Annotated in this window: 17 protein-coding genes and 1 tRNA gene; 10 read left to right on the top strand and 8 right to left on the bottom strand. The window is 46.7% G+C overall.

Features of this window, described 5'->3' with window-relative positions; all coding sequences use genetic code 11:
• The 9 genes from ACT6NU_RS02315 (at window position 1) to ACT6NU_RS02275 (ending at window position 10,003) form a co-directional block, all read left to right on the top strand.
• Window positions 1–1,197 carry an FtsW/RodA/SpoVE family cell cycle protein gene (locus ACT6NU_RS02315; RefSeq protein ID WP_445382848.1) on the top strand — a complete coding sequence of 399 codons (1,197 nt, stop codon included), beginning with the start codon at window positions 1–3 and terminating at the stop codon, window positions 1,195–1,197.
• On the top strand, window positions 1,184–2,278 hold the full coding sequence (gene murG, locus ACT6NU_RS02310) for an undecaprenyldiphospho-muramoylpentapeptide beta-N-acetylglucosaminyltransferase (protein ID WP_445382847.1): 1,095 nt from the start codon (window positions 1,184–1,186) through the stop codon (window positions 2,276–2,278). The genes ACT6NU_RS02315 and murG overlap by 14 nt, the downstream gene beginning before the upstream one ends.
• Window positions 2,278–3,630: a UDP-N-acetylmuramate--L-alanine ligase gene (murC, locus tag ACT6NU_RS02305; RefSeq protein WP_445382846.1), complete on the top strand. Its 1,353-nt coding sequence runs from the start codon at window positions 2,278–2,280 to the stop codon at window positions 3,628–3,630. Before murG ends, murC begins: the two co-directional genes overlap by 1 nt.
• A 46-nt stretch (window positions 3,631–3,676) precedes the next feature.
• Window positions 3,677–4,339 (top strand): cell division protein FtsQ/DivIB, encoded by a 663-nt coding sequence (locus ACT6NU_RS02300; protein WP_445382845.1) that lies wholly within the window; start codon window positions 3,677–3,679, stop codon window positions 4,337–4,339.
• A gap of 6 nt (window positions 4,340–4,345) precedes the next feature.
• On the top strand, window positions 4,346–5,677 hold the full coding sequence (gene ftsA / locus ACT6NU_RS02295; RefSeq protein ID WP_445382844.1) for a cell division protein FtsA: 1,332 nt from the start codon (window positions 4,346–4,348) through the stop codon (window positions 5,675–5,677).
• A gap of 53 nt (window positions 5,678–5,730) precedes the next feature.
• Entirely contained in the window at window positions 5,731–7,665 is a 1,935-nt protein-coding gene (gene ftsZ / locus ACT6NU_RS02290; protein WP_445382843.1) for a cell division protein FtsZ, read from the top strand.
• Window positions 7,666–7,765: 100 nt separating this feature from the next.
• Entirely contained in the window at window positions 7,766–8,218 is a 453-nt protein-coding gene (locus tag ACT6NU_RS02285; protein WP_445382842.1) for a GatB/YqeY domain-containing protein, read from the top strand.
• A gap of 141 nt (window positions 8,219–8,359) precedes the next feature.
• Window positions 8,360–8,433: transfer RNA gene (locus ACT6NU_RS02280), tRNA-Arg, on the top strand.
• A gap of 703 nt (window positions 8,434–9,136) precedes the next feature.
• On the top strand, window positions 9,137–10,003 hold the full coding sequence (locus tag ACT6NU_RS02275) for an MBL fold metallo-hydrolase (RefSeq protein WP_445382841.1): 867 nt from the start codon (window positions 9,137–9,139) through the stop codon (window positions 10,001–10,003).
• An 18-nt stretch (window positions 10,004–10,021) separates the two neighbouring features.
• Here ACT6NU_RS02275 and ACT6NU_RS02270 read toward each other — a convergent pair whose 3' ends face one another.
• From ACT6NU_RS02270 to ACT6NU_RS02250, 5 genes are all read right to left on the bottom strand, one after another.
• The gene (locus ACT6NU_RS02270) at window positions 10,022–10,537 is read right to left on the bottom strand and encodes a hypothetical protein (RefSeq protein ID WP_445382840.1); all 516 of its coding nucleotides are present in this window, start codon (window positions 10,535–10,537) and stop codon (window positions 10,022–10,024) included.
• A gap of 132 nt (window positions 10,538–10,669) precedes the next feature.
• Window positions 10,670–11,089, bottom strand: coding sequence for a hypothetical protein (locus tag ACT6NU_RS02265; protein WP_445382839.1), 420 nt, complete (start codon window positions 11,087–11,089; stop codon window positions 10,670–10,672).
• A gap of 70 nt (window positions 11,090–11,159) precedes the next feature.
• Window positions 11,160–11,852 carry a GTP cyclohydrolase I FolE gene (gene folE / locus ACT6NU_RS02260; protein ID WP_445382838.1) on the bottom strand — a complete coding sequence of 231 codons (693 nt, stop codon included), beginning with the start codon at window positions 11,850–11,852 and terminating at the stop codon, window positions 11,160–11,162.
• A gap of 44 nt (window positions 11,853–11,896) precedes the next feature.
• Entirely contained in the window at window positions 11,897–12,070 is a 174-nt protein-coding gene (locus ACT6NU_RS02255; RefSeq protein WP_445382837.1) for a Lacal_2735 family protein, read from the bottom strand.
• 164 nt (window positions 12,071–12,234) lie between these two features.
• Complete coding sequence (locus ACT6NU_RS02250) at window positions 12,235–13,209, bottom strand: YpdA family putative bacillithiol disulfide reductase (protein ID WP_445382836.1); 975 nt, start codon at window positions 13,207–13,209, stop codon at window positions 12,235–12,237.
• A 154-nt stretch (window positions 13,210–13,363) separates the two neighbouring features.
• Here ACT6NU_RS02250 and ACT6NU_RS02245 point away from each other — a divergent pair, with 154 nt between their 5' ends.
• Window positions 13,364–13,789 (top strand): CBS domain-containing protein, encoded by a 426-nt coding sequence (locus ACT6NU_RS02245; RefSeq protein WP_445382835.1) that lies wholly within the window; start codon window positions 13,364–13,366, stop codon window positions 13,787–13,789.
• Here the strand turns inward: ACT6NU_RS02245 and rpe are convergent, their stop codons facing one another.
• The 3 genes from rpe to ACT6NU_RS02230 form a co-directional block, all read right to left on the bottom strand.
• Entirely contained in the window at window positions 13,790–14,446 is a 657-nt protein-coding gene (gene rpe, locus ACT6NU_RS02240; protein ID WP_445382834.1) for a ribulose-phosphate 3-epimerase, read from the bottom strand.
• Window positions 14,447–14,733: 287 nt separating this feature from the next.
• Window positions 14,734–15,597, bottom strand: a complete 864-nt coding sequence (locus ACT6NU_RS02235) for a sigma-70 family RNA polymerase sigma factor (protein ID WP_015755741.1) — start codon at window positions 15,595–15,597, stop codon at window positions 14,734–14,736.
• Window positions 15,598–15,758: 161 nt separating this feature from the next.
• The gene (locus ACT6NU_RS02230) at window positions 15,759–17,993 is read right to left on the bottom strand and encodes a polyribonucleotide nucleotidyltransferase (protein ID WP_445382833.1); all 2,235 of its coding nucleotides are present in this window, start codon (window positions 17,991–17,993) and stop codon (window positions 15,759–15,761) included.
• Between the last annotated feature and the right edge of the window lie 145 nt (window positions 17,994–18,138).

The following is an 18,138-nucleotide window of genomic DNA, read 5'->3' as shown; positions in this document are numbered from 1 at the left end:
GTGAAAACAATCCTGAAAAACCTGGAAGGAGATAAGGCGATTTGGGCGGTATCTGCCCTGCTTGCCCTGTTTTCATTCCTGCCGGTATACAGCGCCAGCAGCAATCTGGTTTACGTGGTGGGCAATGGGACTACCATGGGCCATCTGCTTAAGCACGGACTACTGCTGTTTCTTGGATTCGGGATCATTTACGGGGTTCACAAAATCCCTACTCATTTTTTCAAGGGGCTTTCCATAATCGCTTTACCGGTGGTATTGCTGCTTTTGATTTACACCCTGGCTCAGGGTACTACAATAGATGGGGCTAACGCCAGCAGGTGGATTCGCCTGCCTCTTGTAGGGATTACATTCCAGACCTCCAATCTGGCCGCTGTTGTCCTGATGATTTACACCGCGAGATATCTGAGCAAGATAAAAGACAGGAAAATTCGCTTTTCCGAAAGCCTTGTACCCCTTTGGCTTCCGGTATTTCTGGTCATTATGCTAATTCTTCCTGCAAATTTTTCTACGGCTGCCATTTTATTTGCCATGGTGCTGATATTGTGTTTTCTCGGAGGCTATCCACTTAAATATCTTTCGGGGATAGTGGGTGCCGGAATGGTTTCCCTCTTGCTATTTATTTTACTGGCAAAAGCCATGCCGGGGGTTTTCCCCAATCGGATAGATACCTGGGCCAGCCGGATCGAGAGTTTCTGGGATGGAACTGACAGTGAAGGAGATTACCAGATTGAAAAAGCTAAAATAGCTATTGCGAGCGGAGGCCTGGTGGGCAATGGGGCTGGAAAAAGCGTTATGAAGAATTTCCTGCCGCAGAGCTCATCAGACTTTATATATGCCATTATTATAGAGGAATACGGACTGATAGGCGGTTTTTCCCTGATGTTCTTTTACCTGTTGTTGCTATTCAGGATTGTGGTTGTTGCCAATGCAAGCAGCAGTGTCTTTGGTAAGCTGGTGGTAATGGGCGTGGGTCTGCCTATTGTATTTCAGGCCCTGATCAATATGGCGGTAGCCGTGGAATTATTCCCGGTTACAGGACAGACCCTGCCACTGATCAGCAGTGGGGGAACTTCCATATGGATGACATGCCTCGCAATAGGGGTTGTATTAAGTGCAAGCAGGAAGCAGCAGGAATCTGCTGAAATGGAGCTAAAAAATGATGAACATCCTTTGGAAGTATTAAGTGGACAACTATAGGTTTTTACTATCCGGGGGAGGAACCGGAGGACATATATACCCGGCAATTGCGATTGCCGATGAGCTGAAAAAGCGTTATCCGGCAGCAGAATTCCTTTTCGTGGGAGCTAAAGACCGGATGGAAATGCAACGGGTCCCGGAGGCGGGCTATCCCATAAAAGGCCTCTGGATCAGTGGCCTTGAGAGAAAACTAAGCTGGAAAAACCTGGTTTTTCCATTAAAACTAATAAGCAGTCTGATGCAGGCGAGGAAAATCATAAGGGACTTTAAACCACACCTGGTAATAGGGACAGGGGGCTTCGCCAGTGGTCCAACCCTCAGGATGGCGGCTGCCAAAGAAATTCCCGTGGTGCTGCAGGAACAGAATTCCTATGCCGGGATCACCAATAAATGGCTTGCAAAGAGGGCTGCAAAAATATTTGTAGCCTATAAGGGAATGCAGCGTTTTTTCCCTGAAGACCGCCTGGTTTTTACAGGTAATCCTGTCCGGGGGAATCTTTCACAGGCCTTGCCTGGAAAGGAGGCTGCACTAAAGCAATTCGGACTAAACCCACAGCGCCAGACTCTGCTGATTCTGGGAGGCAGCCTGGGAGCCCGGCGGATCAATCAACTGATTGAAGCGGAACTGGAATTTTTTAAAGCCTGCGGGGTACAGTTGCTCTGGCAATGTGGTAAAGGATATTTTGAACAGTACAAACACTATGACGATAAGCAGGTTCGGGTACGCGATTTTATTCGTGAAATGCCGGCTGCCTATGCCGCAGCAGACCTTATAATTTCAAGGGCAGGAGCTGGATCCGTATCTGAATTAAGCCTGGTGGGAAAACCGGTAATCTTCATTCCATCCCCCAACGTGGCAGAAGACCACCAGACCAAAAATGCCGAAGCCATTGCTGCCGAAGAAGCAGCCCTGCTGATAAGAGAAGCAGAATTAGAGACAGCCTTCCAAAAGTCCTTTAAGGCGCTTTGGGAGAATAAAGAGCAAAGGCAATTAATGGGTGAGCGAATTAAAAATCTGGCCAGGCCAAAGGCAACAGAGCAAATAGTGGACGAAATAATCGAATTACTAGGCGGGAAATAATGGAGCTGAACGAGATACAACGGGTATATTTTATTGGAATCGGGGGGATAGGAATGTCTGCCCTGGCCCGGTATTTCAAAAGATTGGGAAAAAACGTACGTGGCTATGACAGAACCCGGGGAGCGGTTACCGATGCCCTCGAGAAAGAAGGGATCCCTGTTCATTTTATGGATCTGGGCAATGGAATCCCGGGGGCGTTTTCAAGTCCGGAGGGGACGCTGGTTGTCTATACCCCTGCCGTACCTGCCGACCTGGGAGAATTGCAGTTTTTCAGGGAAAATGGTTTTACCCTTAAGAAAAGGGCCGAAGTTTTGGGGATGATCAGCAATCATACCCGCTGTCTGGCGGTGGCCGGAACCCACGGAAAAACTACTACGAGTTGTATTCTGGCACACCTGCTTCAGCAGGCAGGGCTGCCCATTATGGCTTTTCTGGGAGGGGTATCTGAAGACCTCGGAAGCAACTTTGTGATGAACGGAACGGACTTTTCTGTAGTGGAGGCAGATGAATTTGATCGTTCCTTTTTGTGGCTGAAGCCGGAGATAGCCTGTGTCACTTCCATGGATGCAGACCATTTGGATATTTACGGGACTAAGGAAGCACTTGAGGATACCTTCCGTGCCTTTGCCGGGCAACTCAAACCGGGAGGCAAACTTATAGTCCCAAAGGGATTGCCGCTGCAGGGAATTACCTATGGAATAGAAGATGATTCGGATTTCTGTATCCGTAATCTGAGAATAGAATCGGGGGCTTATCTTTTTGACCTGCATACCCCCTCAGAACGTTTTGATGCCGTCCGTTTTCAAAAACCAGGAAGGCACAATTTAATGAATGGATTAGCTGCTTTTGCCATGGCGGTTCAGGTTACGGATCAGACGGACCGCCTGGTAAATGCTTTGGGAAGTTTTAAAGGGGTACAACGCCGTTTTTCATACAAGATCAAAACGGAGGAACTCATCTTTATCGATGACTATGCCCATCATCCTTCGGAAATAGACGCGGTTCACCAGGCAGTCCGTGAAATGCATCCCGATAAAAAAGTGCTGGCTATTTTCCAACCGCATTTGTTTTCCAGAACCAGGGATTTCGGGGAGGCTTTTGGTAAAAGCCTGGGTCATTTTGACCAGATCCTGCTGTTGGAAATCTATCCGGCAAGGGAAAAACCAATAGAGGGGATTAATTCAGCCTGGCTCATGGATCGCATTACCAACCCCAACAAAAACTTAATTGAAAAAGCCGAATTGATTTCGGAAATAAACCGACTCAAACCCCAAATCCTGATAACCATGGGAGCGGGTGATATAGGAAATGAAGTAAACGCTATTAAAAATGCATTAAGCCATGCGAGTTAGTTGGAATAGTTTAAAGTTATTCGGATTAAGTGTCTGTATAGTAAGCATGTACGCTTTTTCTGAGCGCAGGAGTACAAAGCGAAAAATAAGTGAGGTATCGGTTCAATTCGAGGGTTCCGACAATTTATACATGACCGAAATTATGGTTAATAAATTGTTAATACAAAATTATGGCCCCCTCCGTAATGCACCCAAAGAAGAAGTAGTTTTGAATACTATAGAGTCGGTTCTTCGGACCCATGATATGGTGAAAAATGCCCAGGTGTATCTTACAATTGACGGTAAACTTAACACCAGAATTAAGCAAAGGCAGCCAATCGGGCGCGTAGCGGGAAATACCCAGTATTATCTGGATGATGAAGGTGTGAAAATGCCACTTTCCCGAAATCATTCTGCGCGCGTTCCTATCATTACGGGTAATATAACAGGCGAAAGTCTGGAGGACGTCTATGTGATCTTGAAATACATAAATGAAGATCCATTTTTAAGTAAAAACGTAATCGGAATTCACATCGAATCCGTTTCGGATTACCGCTTAAAATTTCGTCTTGAGAATTTTGTAGTGCGGCTGGGAGACGTCGCCGACCTGCCTGCAAAATTCAGCAACTTTAAGGCGTTTTACGCCAAGGCAGTACAAGACAAAACCCTGGCGCACTATCAGGTAGTGAGCCTTGAATTTGAAAACCAGGTAGTGTGCACTAAAATTTAAATGATCATGGAAGAAACGAAATATTCTGTTGGCCTCGATATCGGAACTACAAAGATTGTTGCGATCATCGGGAAAGAAAATGAGTATGGAAAAATCGAGGTCCTCGGCATCGGCCGGTCCCGAAGCCTGGGTGTCCATCGCGGGGTGGTCAATAACATTACCCAAACCATTCAGTCTATACAACAGGCGGTGGAACAGGCAGAAGCAAATTCGGGTTTAAAGATCAATACAGTAACCGTAGGAATAGCGGGGCAGCATATCCGGTCCCTGCAGCACAGCGACTACATAACCCGGGCCAATTCCGAAGAAGTTATAGGGGAGGAAGATCTCGAAAAATTGTGCAACCAGGTCTATAAACTGGTCATGTTGCCGGGAGAGGAGATCATCCACGTATTGCCGCAGGAATATAAAGTAGACGGGCAGGCCGAAATCAAACAACCCATTGGGATGTATGGCGGGCGCCTGGAAGCGAATTTCCACGTTGTTGTCGGACAGGTCTCTTCCATCAAAAATATTGGAAGGTGTATTAAAAGCGCCGGCCTGGACCTGGACAATATTACCCTGGAACCCCTGGCCTCTGCCAATGCTGTGCTGAGCCAGGAGGAAAAGGAAGCCGGGGTAGCCCTGATCGATATAGGGGGTGGTACTACGGACCTGGCCATCTTTAAGGACGGGATCATCCGTCACACAGCTGTTATTCCTTTTGGGGGTAATGTGATTACAGAAGACATCAAAGAGGGCTGTTCTATTATCGAGAAGCAGGCTGAACTGCTCAAGATCAAATTCGGATCGGCCTGGCCTGGCGAGAACAAAGACAATGAGATTGTCTCCATCCCCGGCCTGAGGGGAAGGGAGCCCAAGGAGATTACCCTGAAAAACCTCTCAAAGATCATTCACGCCAGGGTTGTGGAAATTATCGAACAGGTATATCTGGAAATAAAAAATTACGGGCACGAGGAACAAAAGAAAAAGCTGATTGCGGGTATCGTCCTAACTGGAGGAGGAAGTCAGTTAAAGCACCTGAAGCAACTGGTGGAATACATCACGGGCATGGATACGCGTATTGGCTACCCCAATGAACACCTGGCCGGCGATTCCGAGGCAGAGATAGCCAGTCCGACCTATGCCACAGCGGTGGGCCTGCTTATGAATGCAGTGGAGAACAAGAATCGCAATTCCGTCCGTGGAGATGAAAAATTGACTGATGAAGACCCGGAAATGGTTTTGGAGGAAGTCGAGAACTCCGGCCAGACAAATGATGGCCGTAAAAAAGAACGCAAATCGGTACTCGATAAATGGGCCGATAAGCTGAAGGAATTTCTGGATAATGCAGAATAGCGCGAATTGAAAACAACGAACAGTATATAGTAACCCAACGAAAAAACAAACACATGGAAATGGATAACATCACCTTCGATCTGCCCAAAAATCAAAGCAATGTGATCAAGGTTATCGGTGTAGGCGGTGGAGGTAGCAACGCAATTAACCACATGTTCCAGGCAGGAATCAATGGGGTGGACTTTGTGATCTGCAATACGGATGCCCAGGCGCTTCAGAACAGTTCGGTACCCAATAAAATACAACTTGGGGTATCCCTTACAGAAGGTTTAGGTGCCGGAGCAAACCCGGAAGTTGGGGAGCAGGCGGCCCTGGAAAGTATGGAGGAGATCAAGCGGATGCTGTCAACCACTACCAAGATGGTATTTATCACCGCCGGAATGGGAGGAGGCACGGGTACCGGAGCTGCCCCTGTCATTGCCAAACAGGCAAAGGAAATGGATATTTTAACCGTTGGGATCGTTACCATTCCATTTCAGTTTGAGGGAAAAATGCGTTGCCAGCAGGCCCAAAAGGGTATAGAGAAACTTCGCGGCAATGTGGATTCGTTGATTGTTATAAACAACAATAAATTAAGGGAAGTTTACGGTAACCTCGGGTTTAAAGCCGGCTTTTCAAAGGCTGATGAGGTTCTGGCAACCGCAGCCCGCGGGATTGCCGAGGTAATTACCCACCACTACACTCAGAACATTGACCTGAGGGATGCCAAAACGGTACTCTCTAATTCTGGTACTGCCATTATGGGTTCTGCAACTGCCACCGGGGGCGCCCGTGCCCAGGAGGCCATCATGAAGGCACTGGATTCTCCTTTGCTCAACGACAATAAGATTACAGGGGCTAAAAATGTCTTACTGCTGATCGTTTCTGGTTCACAGGAAATCACCATTGATGAAATTGGTGAGATCAATGACCATATTCAGATAGAGGCCGGCCACGGGGCGAATATCATAATGGGAGTTGGCGAGGATCAGGACCTTGGCGAGGCCATTGCGGTAACAGTTATTGCCACTGGCTTTAATGTGGACCAGCAGGACGAGATTGTCAATACCGAGTCCAAAAAGATTATCCATACCCTTGAGGATGAACAAAAGGCCCAGCAAAACCTGATGGAGACCAAGGAGGAAACCACGGATACACGGGTGGTGCACACCCTGGATCTGAGTGAAGACCCTGAAGTTCTTCCCGAGGAGAAGGCAAAACCGGATCAGCGAACGGCTATGGACCTTATCCCGACCACCAGCTATATTAAGAATTTCAATGTTTTTTACGAAGAAGTGGTAGCCGAGGCTGTGGAAGAAGATGGTTTTATCATAATCGATTCCAAAGATCTGATCAATGATATTGAAGTGATAGACCCACAGATTGTTTCCGCTACTGAGCAGGAAGACCAGTTCGCCCTCCGCTTTGATATGCCCCTTGATCAGGTAACCGAAAACGAGGAACCCGAAGAAGCAGAAAATGTGATCACCTTTGACTTGAATGACGATGACATCCGGGATTTGAATGTCAGGGAACATATAGAAATCACGCCTGTTCTGGAATATAAAAAAGAAGGGGAGACCCGTTACAGCCTGGATGACTACATGGAGTTGGAACGAAAGCTGACAGGGGCCACCTCCAAGGCTGAACAATACGAGCCTAAATTGGTGGAAGACGATCTGGTTTTTGAGAAGAAAACCATAGACAAACCGGCCGCGCCGTCCCAGGACGAGTCTGCAGACCCAACAGACAGGCCCATTGATGAAATATTGCGGGAACGTGCCGATGAAAGACGCCGGAAGCTAAAGGATTTCAATTACAAGTTTCAGCATAACCGTTCCAGCATAGAGGAAATTGAAAAGGAACCAGCCTACAAACGACAGGGGGTAGACCTCAATAAGAATACAGATAAGGATGCCAAGGTATCCCGTACGACTTTAAGTGAAGACAGTAACGATGAAATGCGTTTGCGATCTAACAACTCTTTTCTGCATGATAATGTGGATTAAACGCAGCGGATCCTAAAGGCCTTAATATATGCAAACCCGGGAAGCTATCGCTTTTCGGGTTTATTTTTTTATCTTTGCTGTCCTTTAAAAATACAGGAATATGAGTCTGGAAACACGGGTAATGACAGAGATGAAAGCCGCAATGAAGGCCAAGGATTCGGTGGCTTTGGAATCGCTGAGGGCCATTAAATCTGCCCTTTTGCTCGCCAAAACTGAAAAGGGCGGAGCAGCTGGACTGTCTGAGACAGATGAGATTTCGCTGGTTCAGAAATTGGTAAAACAACGCAGGGACAGTGCGGAAATATATACCCAACAGGGACGGCAAGACCTGGCAGATCCGGAATTGGCCCAGATCGCTGTCCTGGAAAAATTCTTGCCAGAGCAATTATCCGAAGCCGAGATAGAAGCAGTAGTCACTTCAACAATCCAAAAAGTGGGAGCTGAAGGGATGAAGGATATGGGCAAGGTAATGGGCATGGTCTCCAAAGAACTGGCAGGAAAGGCAGATGGCAAGACCATTGCCGGTATTGTTAAAACACAACTGGCGTCCTGATTTAATATTGCCGGGAACCTACCATTTAGGTACACTAAAAGGGGTGCTGAAAAGAAATACCAATTGAGCGCATTTTATTAGCTTCGGAAAGTACTTTTTACGTAAATTGCGCCCTCAAATAATCAGGCATTTAATGTCACCGGCCGCGTAGTTCAACTGGATAGAATATCAGATTTCGGCTCTGAGGGTTGGGGGTTCGAATCCTCCCGCGGTCACATCAAGCACAAACCCCGCAACGCAAGTTGCGGGGTTTTTTGTTACCCAAAAGCCGACAAAGCTCGCTTAAGATCGGCTTGAGGGGGAACAAAAAACCGCAAGGCCACTAGGCCTTGCAGGCTTGTATTTGCAGGAGTGAGTGCAATGAGGATCAGGAGCGCAGTGAATAATCCTATAAAGCCTGCCTGGAGGAAAGAAACAGCCGCAAGGCCACTAGGCCTTGCAGGCTTGTATTTGCAGGAGTGAGTGCAATGAGGATCAGGAGCGCAGTGAATAATCCTATAAAGCCTGCCTGGAGGAAAGAAACAGCCGTAAGGCCACTAGGCCTTGCAGGCTTGTATTTGCAGGAGTGAGTGCAATGAGGATCAGGAGCCGAGCGAGTAATCCTATGAAGCATTCTAAGCTTGCTCTGGCATTTCAAACAAACAAAAAGTACAGCGCCGACAGGCGTTGTGGACTTTGCATTTGCAGTAGTGAGCGCAGTAAGGATCGGGAGCAGAGCCTGAAATCTTATTTAATCGGAATCTGTGTGCAAGGTTTTTTCAGCACGACGCCCTAACTTCATAACCGGGGAGGGGAATAACTGTTCCCCTTTCCATTACCGTCAGGACTTCTGAAGGACCAAATGCGGATTTTCGCGGTGCTTTTACTGGGTATTTAATTTTGTATCTTAGAAATACTCTTCAATAAAAACCAAAAGTTATGAGAACCGTTCTTTTATTAATCTGTATTTCAAGCCTTTCCTTTGCCTACGGACAACGTGACTGGGACCAGGTGGAAATAACTTCTGAAAAACTGTCAGATGGAATATATGTTCTTTTTGGTGCGGGCGGCAATATGGGATTGGCTGTAGGCGATGATACGGCCTACCTGATTGATGACCAGTTTGCTCCGCTTACGGAGAAAATATTAGCAGTGATATCTTCCATTACCCCCAAACCTGTAAAGTTTATAGTAAATACGCATTTGCATGGGGATCATACGGGCGGAAATGAAAACCTCTCGGCCAGGGGCGGGATCATTATCGCACATCAGAACGTGCACAGCCGCATGAGTGACCCTCAGGGCAGGGGAGGGGGCAGGAACTTTGGCGCATTACCCGAAATAACGTATACAGAACGGATGACCCTTCACCTGGACCCGGAGCGGGCTATGTATGTCATGCATGTGAACAATGCCCATACCGATGGGGATTCCTATATCTATTTTCCGCAGGATAATGTACTTCATATGGGAGACAATATGACAAACGGCTATCCCTTTATTGACCTGAATTCAGGAGGCGATATAGACGGATTGATCAAAAATCTGAATATGGTACTCTTTATGGTAAATGATGATACCCGTATCATTCCCGGACACGGCCCTGTGGTTGGCCGCACGGATATAGAGGTATACAGGAACATGCTTATGAGCATCCGGACGCGGGTTAAAAAGGCCAAAGATGAAGGGGGAAGCCTGGAGGAGGTACTCCAAATGGGCCTATCCGCAGAATGGGATGCTGAAAAGGGCCAGGGCTTTATAGGCCCGGCTCAGCTAATAGAGTCGGTTTACAAGACTGTGGATTAGTAGATCCCTGAAATTAGGTTATCTCCCTACTTTCTGAGGAAAGGTATAGAGGATTCCCAGATTTACGGTAGCCCAGGGACTCCCGTCAACCTCTATTCCCACATAAGAGATATTTACTTCAGTCTGGGCTCCCATCAGGTAGCCGATTATGGGCCGGTAGTAGAGCCCTCCGTCATTGCCTTCATTGATGCCCAAAGCATAACCGCCATCGGCCCCGAATGAAAAGGAATTGGAAAGCCAGATGCGAAACGAGGCGGCCAGGGGCAGGAATTGTACATTGGGTAAATCTACACCAACCACCTGGTTGTCAAATTTTTCCGGAAAACCATTAATAAAACCGGTTGCAACCCCTACATCCACCACTTCTCCCAGGGCGTGCATATAACCGGCATCCAGTCCGGCCACCAAACTGACTGCGTCATTGGCTTCACTGCTCATGGGCAGTGCTCCGTGTATACCGAGCTTAAAGCCCTGCTGGGCAAATAGGGAAGTTGTAAGAAGGACAAAAGTCAAACAGAAGAATAGTTTTTTCATAATTGATGGTTTGGCTTTTAAACGCTGAGGGTACTGGATTTAGTGGATCAATCCCGATTTTGTTGTAAAACAGCTGAAAACTGAGGTGATTTGATCTTTTGTCCGACCTCTGAAGGCCATTTCCCAATCGATCTACCAGAACCAATAGGCCAGGTTCCATAGAAACAGAAACGTCCAGAGGAAGGTCCGGCTGGTATTCCATTTTACAAGCTTTTGGAGATCGGCCGGGCTTGCTTCCCCTTTTGAAATCTTATTATGCAGCGGTACAAAAATGGAAAACGTAAGTAACCAGGTCAGCAGCACTCCCCCGCAGTAGATTAGATTGTGAAGGTCTGCCAGTTGGAATACCCGCAGCAGCGACCCTATCAGCTGACTGATCATCAGGGGCACCACCAGGTAGCTGATGCGAAACGTATAGCTGTAATGCCAGCTTTGTAACTGCTCTTTGGAATAATACAGGAAACTCGGGTAGATAATCAATTGTACGCAGCAGATGAGTAAGAACATTGCAGCGTCGGCGAGCAGGGTCGCGAACTCCAGAAGTTGTATCATGAGAGCTTTTTTTAGCTTTTATGCCCGAGCGACAGGCTTTACAATAGCCCAGATTACCTCCTTGTAGTGGTTACGAATAGTCTTTTAGATAGTTGTGTAATTCGTTTAATTTTTCCGGCTTGTTAAAGGCTCCACCATAAAAAGCTGTTACGGTGGTTGAGCTGTCGTCCTGTATTCCCCGGGAGCAAACACACATATGTTTGGCATCCATTATTACGGCAACGTCCTTTGTCTGTAAAATTTGCTGCAATTCTGTGCCAATCTGGTTGGTAAGGCGCTCCTGAACTTGGGGGCGTTTGGCAAAGTATTGTACTATTCTGTTGAGTTTTGACAGTCCGATAACCTTTCCGGAGGAGATATATGCTACGTGTGCCTTTCCAAAGATGGGCACAAAGTGATGCTCGCAGTTGGAATAAAAAGTGATATTTTTTTCCACCAGCATCTGGTTATAGCGGTATTTATTTTCAAATAGCGTTACCGATGGTTTATTGGCCGGGTTAAGGCCGGAAAAGATTTCTTCCACATACATTTTAGCCACCCGCTCCGGCGTTCCTTTCAGGGAATCGTCTTTGAGATCCAGTCCGAGAACCCCCATTATTTTTTCAAAGTAAAATGCGATTTGCTCCTTTTTTTCAGGGTCGCTCATTTGAAAAGCATCTGCTTTCATAGGTGTTTCCATCCCCGTTAAGAGGTGCTCATTTCCTATTTCCTCATGGGCATGCCCATTGAGCCCTTTTTTTTCTTTAAATAAATTATCAAGCATTTTCCTCGGTTTTCTAAGTACTGATTTATAATAAGGCGGGAATCCTAATTTTGTTCCTCCAGTTGTTTGATTTCGTTTAGTAAAGCCTCAGCCTCGGCATATTTAGAGTCTCCTTTACTGCGGTTGACCTGGGAGAGCTTGTGCGCTTCCTTCAGCAGTTTCTCATAGCGTTGCTGTAATTTTTCGAGAGGAGTCTTCTTTTTAAATATTCCGTACATGGTGTAGTATTTGAATGAGGATCCAAATTACTTATAATGTTTAATAAATACTGTTAAAGATTAAACAAAATTTTAAAAGTAACTTATCTTCAAGATAAGTCCTCTTTAAGCGGTAGTTTATAAAAATTACCGGGACACCCTTCAAATTGCAGATGGAAAGGGGTTTATACCGAGGCCGGATCTTTTTGCTTGGCTACAATATGCCGTAAAATCAATTGGGCGTGTTCCCTTGAATTTTCTATGAACCATTTATGTGTTTCCATTCCGCCACAAATAACCCCTGCCAGATATAGTCCTTTAATATTGGTTTCCATTGTTTCCGGATTATAGTCAGGTAACCTTTTAGGGTCGTCCGACAAGCGAATCCCGGCCGCTTCAAGAAAGTCAAAGTTGGGTTGGTAGCCGGTGAGGGCCAGTACGAAATCATTTTCAAGCGTTCGTTCTCCCTCAGGGGTATCAATTATCAGTTCATTTTCCCGTATTTCGGTAACGGTGCTATTGTAATAAGCGGTAATACTGCCTTCTTCAATCCGGTTCAGGATGTCTGGGCGCACCCAGTACTTGACGCGCTGCCCTACTTCAGGCCCCCTGATAATCATACTCACCTCAGCCCCTTTCCTCCAGCACTCCAGAGCTGCATCCACAGCCGAATTGCTAGCCCCGATAACGGCCAGTTTCTGACTGGCGTAATAGTGCGGGTCTTTGTAGTAATGCGATACTTTTGGCAGGTCTTCTCCGCGGACGCCCAGGGGGTTGGGAAGGTCGTAAAATCCGGTAGCTATGATCACATTTTTGGCGCTATAAGAGGCTTTGTCAGTTTGGACTGTAAAGGTTTCCTCCTCCTTTGCTATTTCTGAAACCTCCTCAAAAAGATGGATATTGAGCTTGTTTGAGGTCACTATTCTCCGGTAGTATTCCAGGGCCTCATTGCGTTTGGGTTTGGCTTCCTTGCTTATAAACGGGATTTCATCAATTTCCAACCGCTCTGAGGAAGAGAAGAATTGCATATTGACAGGATAATTAAAAAGGGAATTTACAATTGTACCCTTTTCAATTATCACATAGGGTATTCCTTTTTTTTTGGCTTCCAGACCGCAGGCTATTCCGATAGGTCCTCCGCCAATGATGATCAGCTCCATATATTCCTTTATTTTCTTTCAGCAATCCCTGCAAAGCTAGCCAATATTCATGAATCTTTAAATGGCTCCTGAAAATGCGGAAGCTTATGATAAAAATCATCTTTTTAAATGACAGTTTGGAGGATCTTTAGATAACTTATTAAAGCTAATGATTATGACTGTTCAGGACCGCATTCCGATTTCCTCTATCATGAGTACCCAATTAGTCGTTTTAAATACCACGGATGGTCTGGAGAAAGCAGAACATTTGTTTAAAAAACACCATATTCGCCATATCCCGGTTATTAAGGGCAAGGGAATTGTGGGTATGCTGAGCCTTACGGACCTGCTGCGGATCAGTTTTGCAGATGGGGCCTATGAGGAAGAGGAGGAAATAGAGTCAATTGTCTACGATATGTTCAGTATTTCCCAGGTCATGGCGAAGAATGTAAAGACGGTCACTTCCGATACCACCATAAGGGAGGTAGCCAAAATCCTTTCTCAGGAGGAGTTTCACGCCTTACCGGTAGTGGATAATGATGAATTGGTGGGAATTGTTACCACCACGGACCTTATCAAATATTTACTGGCTCAGTACTGATTACTGATTGCCAGCCAGTAAGCGAATCGCATCTGTGGGGTTGTCTGCACCAAAGACAGAACTTCCAGCAACCAAGACATCTGCCCCGGCCGAAACGAGCTTTGGGGCATTTTCGAGGGTAACCCCTCCATCCACCTCAATGAGGGTGGAACATTTCCGTTCTTCAATCATGGATTTCAGTTCCGTGATTTTCCTGTAAGTGTTCTGAATAAAGCGCTGTCCTCCAAACCCGGGATTAACACTCATTACACAAACCAGATCAATGTTTTCAAGGGTATCGGCCAAAAAGGAAACAGGGGTATGCGGGTTTATGGCAACACCGGCTTTCATCCCTGCTGCATGTATAGCCTGCAGGCTTCTGTGCAAATGGGTACAAGCTTCGTAATGTACCGAAAGGACGTCTGCACCAATGTCGGCAAAGGTCTGTATGTAGCGGTCCGGGTCTACAATCATCAAATGCACATCCAGCGGTTTGGTGGCGTGTTTTTTAATAGCCTTGATCACTGGCATGCCATAGGAAATGTTGGGTACAAAAAGCCCGTCCATTACATCTATATGATGCCAGTCTGCCACAGAGTGATTGACCATTTCAACATCCCGTTGCAGGTTTCCGAAGTCTGCGGCAAGCAAAGAAGGGGCGATAAGCGGACGGTGCATAATGCTTGGATTTTGATACGCGTAAAGGTAGTTTTTTTCCAGAATGTGGCAGGCCTGAAAATCTGTCCAATAAAGACATTAACACGGCTTTGACCTGGTTGAGCCGTAATATATTCTAAAAATTCAGTTCCTGATTACCCAAAAGAAAAAACTCCGGTAATCAGCCGGAGTTTATTCATCAATCAAAAAACGAACAGTCATGATAAACTGCTGTTGCACTTCACAAATTACAATTTTAATACCAAATATCCAATATAAAATTTGGCTTTGATCGCATTCGTGCCTCCTTATCCGAGGTAGGTTTTCAGGATTTTGCTCCGGGAGGTATGCTTCAGCCTCCGGATAGCTTTTTCCTTGATCTGACGCACGCGCTCACGGGTCAGATCAAAGGTTTCTCCAATTTCTTCAAGGGTCATGGAATGCTGGCCTGCAAGACCAAAATACAGTCGGATGACATCCGCCTCCCTGGGGGTTAGCGTCTCCAGTGCCCTTTCAATTTCAGTACGCAATGACTCGTGCAATAACTCTTTGTCCGGATTGGGGGATTCCCCGCTTCGCAAAACGTCATAGAGGTTGGAATCTTCCCCGTCAATCAGGGGGGCATCCATGGAAACGTGCCGGCCTGAGTTCTTCAGGGATTGTTTAACGTCTTCAACGGTCATGTCCAGCTCCTTCGCGATCTCTTCTGCGGAAGGGACCCTTTCGTGGGCCTGCTCCAGAAAAGCAAAAGTCTTGTTGATCTTATTGATAGACCCGATCTTATTCAGCGGCAGCCTTACAATCCTGGACTGCTCTGCAAGGGCCTGCAGGATAGACTGGCGAATCCACCAAACGGCATAGGAAATAAACTTGAATCCACGGGTCTCGTCAAATCGCTGTGCAGCTTTAATCAAACCCAGGTTTCCTTCATTGATAAGGTCCGGGAGGGTAAGCCCCTGGTTCTGGTATTGTTTGGCAACAGACACCACGAATCGCAGGTTGGCTTTGGTCAATTTTTCCAAGGCAGCCTGGTCTCCGGCCTTAATCCGCTGGGCAAGTTCCACTTCTTCATCGGCAGTGATCAGATCCACCTTGCCAATCTCCTGAAGATATTTATCCAGAGAGGCGGTTTCACGGTTCGTTACCTGTTTTGTAATCTTAAGTTGTCTCATCTATCCTTCCTTAATAAATGTGTAGTAATGCTACTACTGCATTAAGTTATACGTACAAATCACTCAAATGTTACATTTGGGGTGAGAAATTTAGTTTTTCCGGGTGAACGGCATAAAAAAACCCCTCAGCGAGGGGTTTTAAGTATTTCAATAAGGATTGTTTAATCCCTGGAACGACTCGGTCTGCGATCTCCACGGCCTCTGTCATTCCTTCCTCCGCGATCGTTTCTGCCGCCACGGTCATTTCTGCGGGGCGGGCGTTCAACGTATCCTTCAGGTTTTGGCAATAATGCCCTTCTGGATACCTTGTCTTTCTTGGTACGGGGATCAATACCCAGGTATTTCACGTCAAAGACATCACCCATATTGACAACATCGGTAACATTTTCGGTGCGCTCCCAGGCCAGTTCGGACACGTGCAGCAGCACTTCGTTCCCCGGAGCTTCCATGTATTCAACTACAGCCCCAAAATCCAACATCTTGATCACTTTTACTTCATATATACTGCCTTCGTCCGGTTTAAAGGTTATAGAGGCAATTTTATCAAGGACCTGGTCAATACCGTGCTGATCGGTTCCCAGAATCTCAACCAGACCTTCCCCGGTAACCGGATCTTCATTGATTACAATGGTAGTCTTGGTCTCTTTCTGCAGTTCCTGTATCACTTTTCCGCCAGGCCCGATCAATGCGCCAATGTAATCATTTGGAATGGTGGTGTTCACCATTTTAGGAGCATGCGGTTTTACATCGGAATTAGGTTCGCTGATTGTGTCGATTAGCTTTTCCAGGATATGAAGCCTTCCTTCACGTGCCTGTTTCAGGGCCTTTACAAGAATTTCATAAGAAAGTCCCTTTACCTTGATATCCATCTGACAGGCTGTAATACCATCGGCTGTACCGGTCACCTTAAAGTCCATGTCTCCAAGGTGGTCTTCGTCTCCCAGGATATCAGAAAGTACCGCGTAATCTCCGCTTTCACCATCGGAAATTAAGCCCATGGCGATCCCGGATACGGGTTTCTTTAATTGTACCCCGGCATCCATTAGTGCCATGGTTCCCGCACAGACAGTGGCCATAGAGGAAGATCCGTTACTCTCCAGAACTTCAGAAACCACTCGCACGGTGTATGGGCAGTCATTGGGGATCATCCCTTTCAGAGCCCTTTGTGCCAGGTTTCCGTGTCCAATCTCCCTTCTGGAAGTACCTCTTATAGGTCTTGCCTCTCCAGTTGAAAAGGGCGGGAAGTTATAATGCAGGTAAAAAGTTTCTTCACCTTCATAGGAAGGCATGTCTATCTGGTTTGCTTCCCGGGAGGTTCCCAGGGTTACTGTAGCTAGGGCCTGTGTTTCCCCTCGTGTAAAGATGGAGGATCCATGGGTGGATGGCAGATAGTCTACCTCGCACCAAATCGGACGAATTTCATCTGTTTTTCTTCCATCCAGACGCAAGCCTTCCTTGAGGGTGAGCTTACGGACAGCCTCTTTTTCGGCCTTATAGTAATATTTCTTGATCAGATCGCCCAGGCTTTCCTGCTCTTCTTCACTGAAGCTGGCCAGAATTTCCTCCTTCAATTCGGAGAATGCGGCACTGCGTTCCTGTTTGGAAGACCCGGCCCTGGCAATTTCGTAAACCTTGTCGTAGGCCATGTCGTGGATTTTCTTCTCCAGGGCTTCGTCTTCAGTTTCCGTTTCGTACTCCCGTACCTCTTTTCTTCCAAAAGCTTCAGCCAGTCGCACTTGTGCAGCAACCTGTGCCTTTATGGCTTCATGAGCAAACTTGATGGCTTCCACCATGTCTTCCTCTGAGATTTCTCCCATTTCGCCTTCTACCATCATTACGGAGTCAGCAGAAGCACCAATTACCATATCGATATCTGAAACTTCGAGCTGGGCACGGGTTGGGTTGATGACGAATGCACCGTCTACACGTCCTACGCGTACTTCAGAGATAGGACATTCGAATGGAAAGTCCGAAAGCTGTATAGCTGCAGAAGCAGCCAGACCGGCCATTGCATCCGGCATCACGTCGTCGTCGTGAGACATGAGCTGTATCATTACCTGCGTCTCGGCATGGTAATCTTTCGGGAACAGGGGTCGCAATACACGGTCTACCAGACGCATGGTCAGGATCTCGCCATCGCTGGGACGTGCTTCCCTTTTAAAGAATCCGCCCGGATACCTTCCGGAGGCGGCAAATTTTTCGCGATAGTCCACAGTCAGTGGCAGAAAATCCACATCGCTGGCTTTGTAGTTGGAAACCACGGTGCAAAGCAGCATGCATTTGCCGGATTGAACAACCACGGAGCCATGGGCCTGTTTGGCCAGTTTTCCAGTTTCGATAGAGATTTCCCTACCGTCACCAAGGTCGATGACCTCTTTAAATATTTTTGGTGTCATAAAATGAAATTATTGCCTGCTATTGATTGCAGACGAAATTAAACAATGGTCTGCCGTCTCGCCGGACGGTCTGTGTGTTGTGTTGGGTCGACCAATGAAAAACCGGAAGTAAGCTTTTTATGATGCCCAGATACTGGGACTTGTA

The organism is Robiginitalea rubriflava (assembly GCF_052540725.1).
The sequence above is the reverse complement of the archived record's forward strand: the minus strand, read 5'-3'. Positions and strand labels throughout refer to the sequence as shown.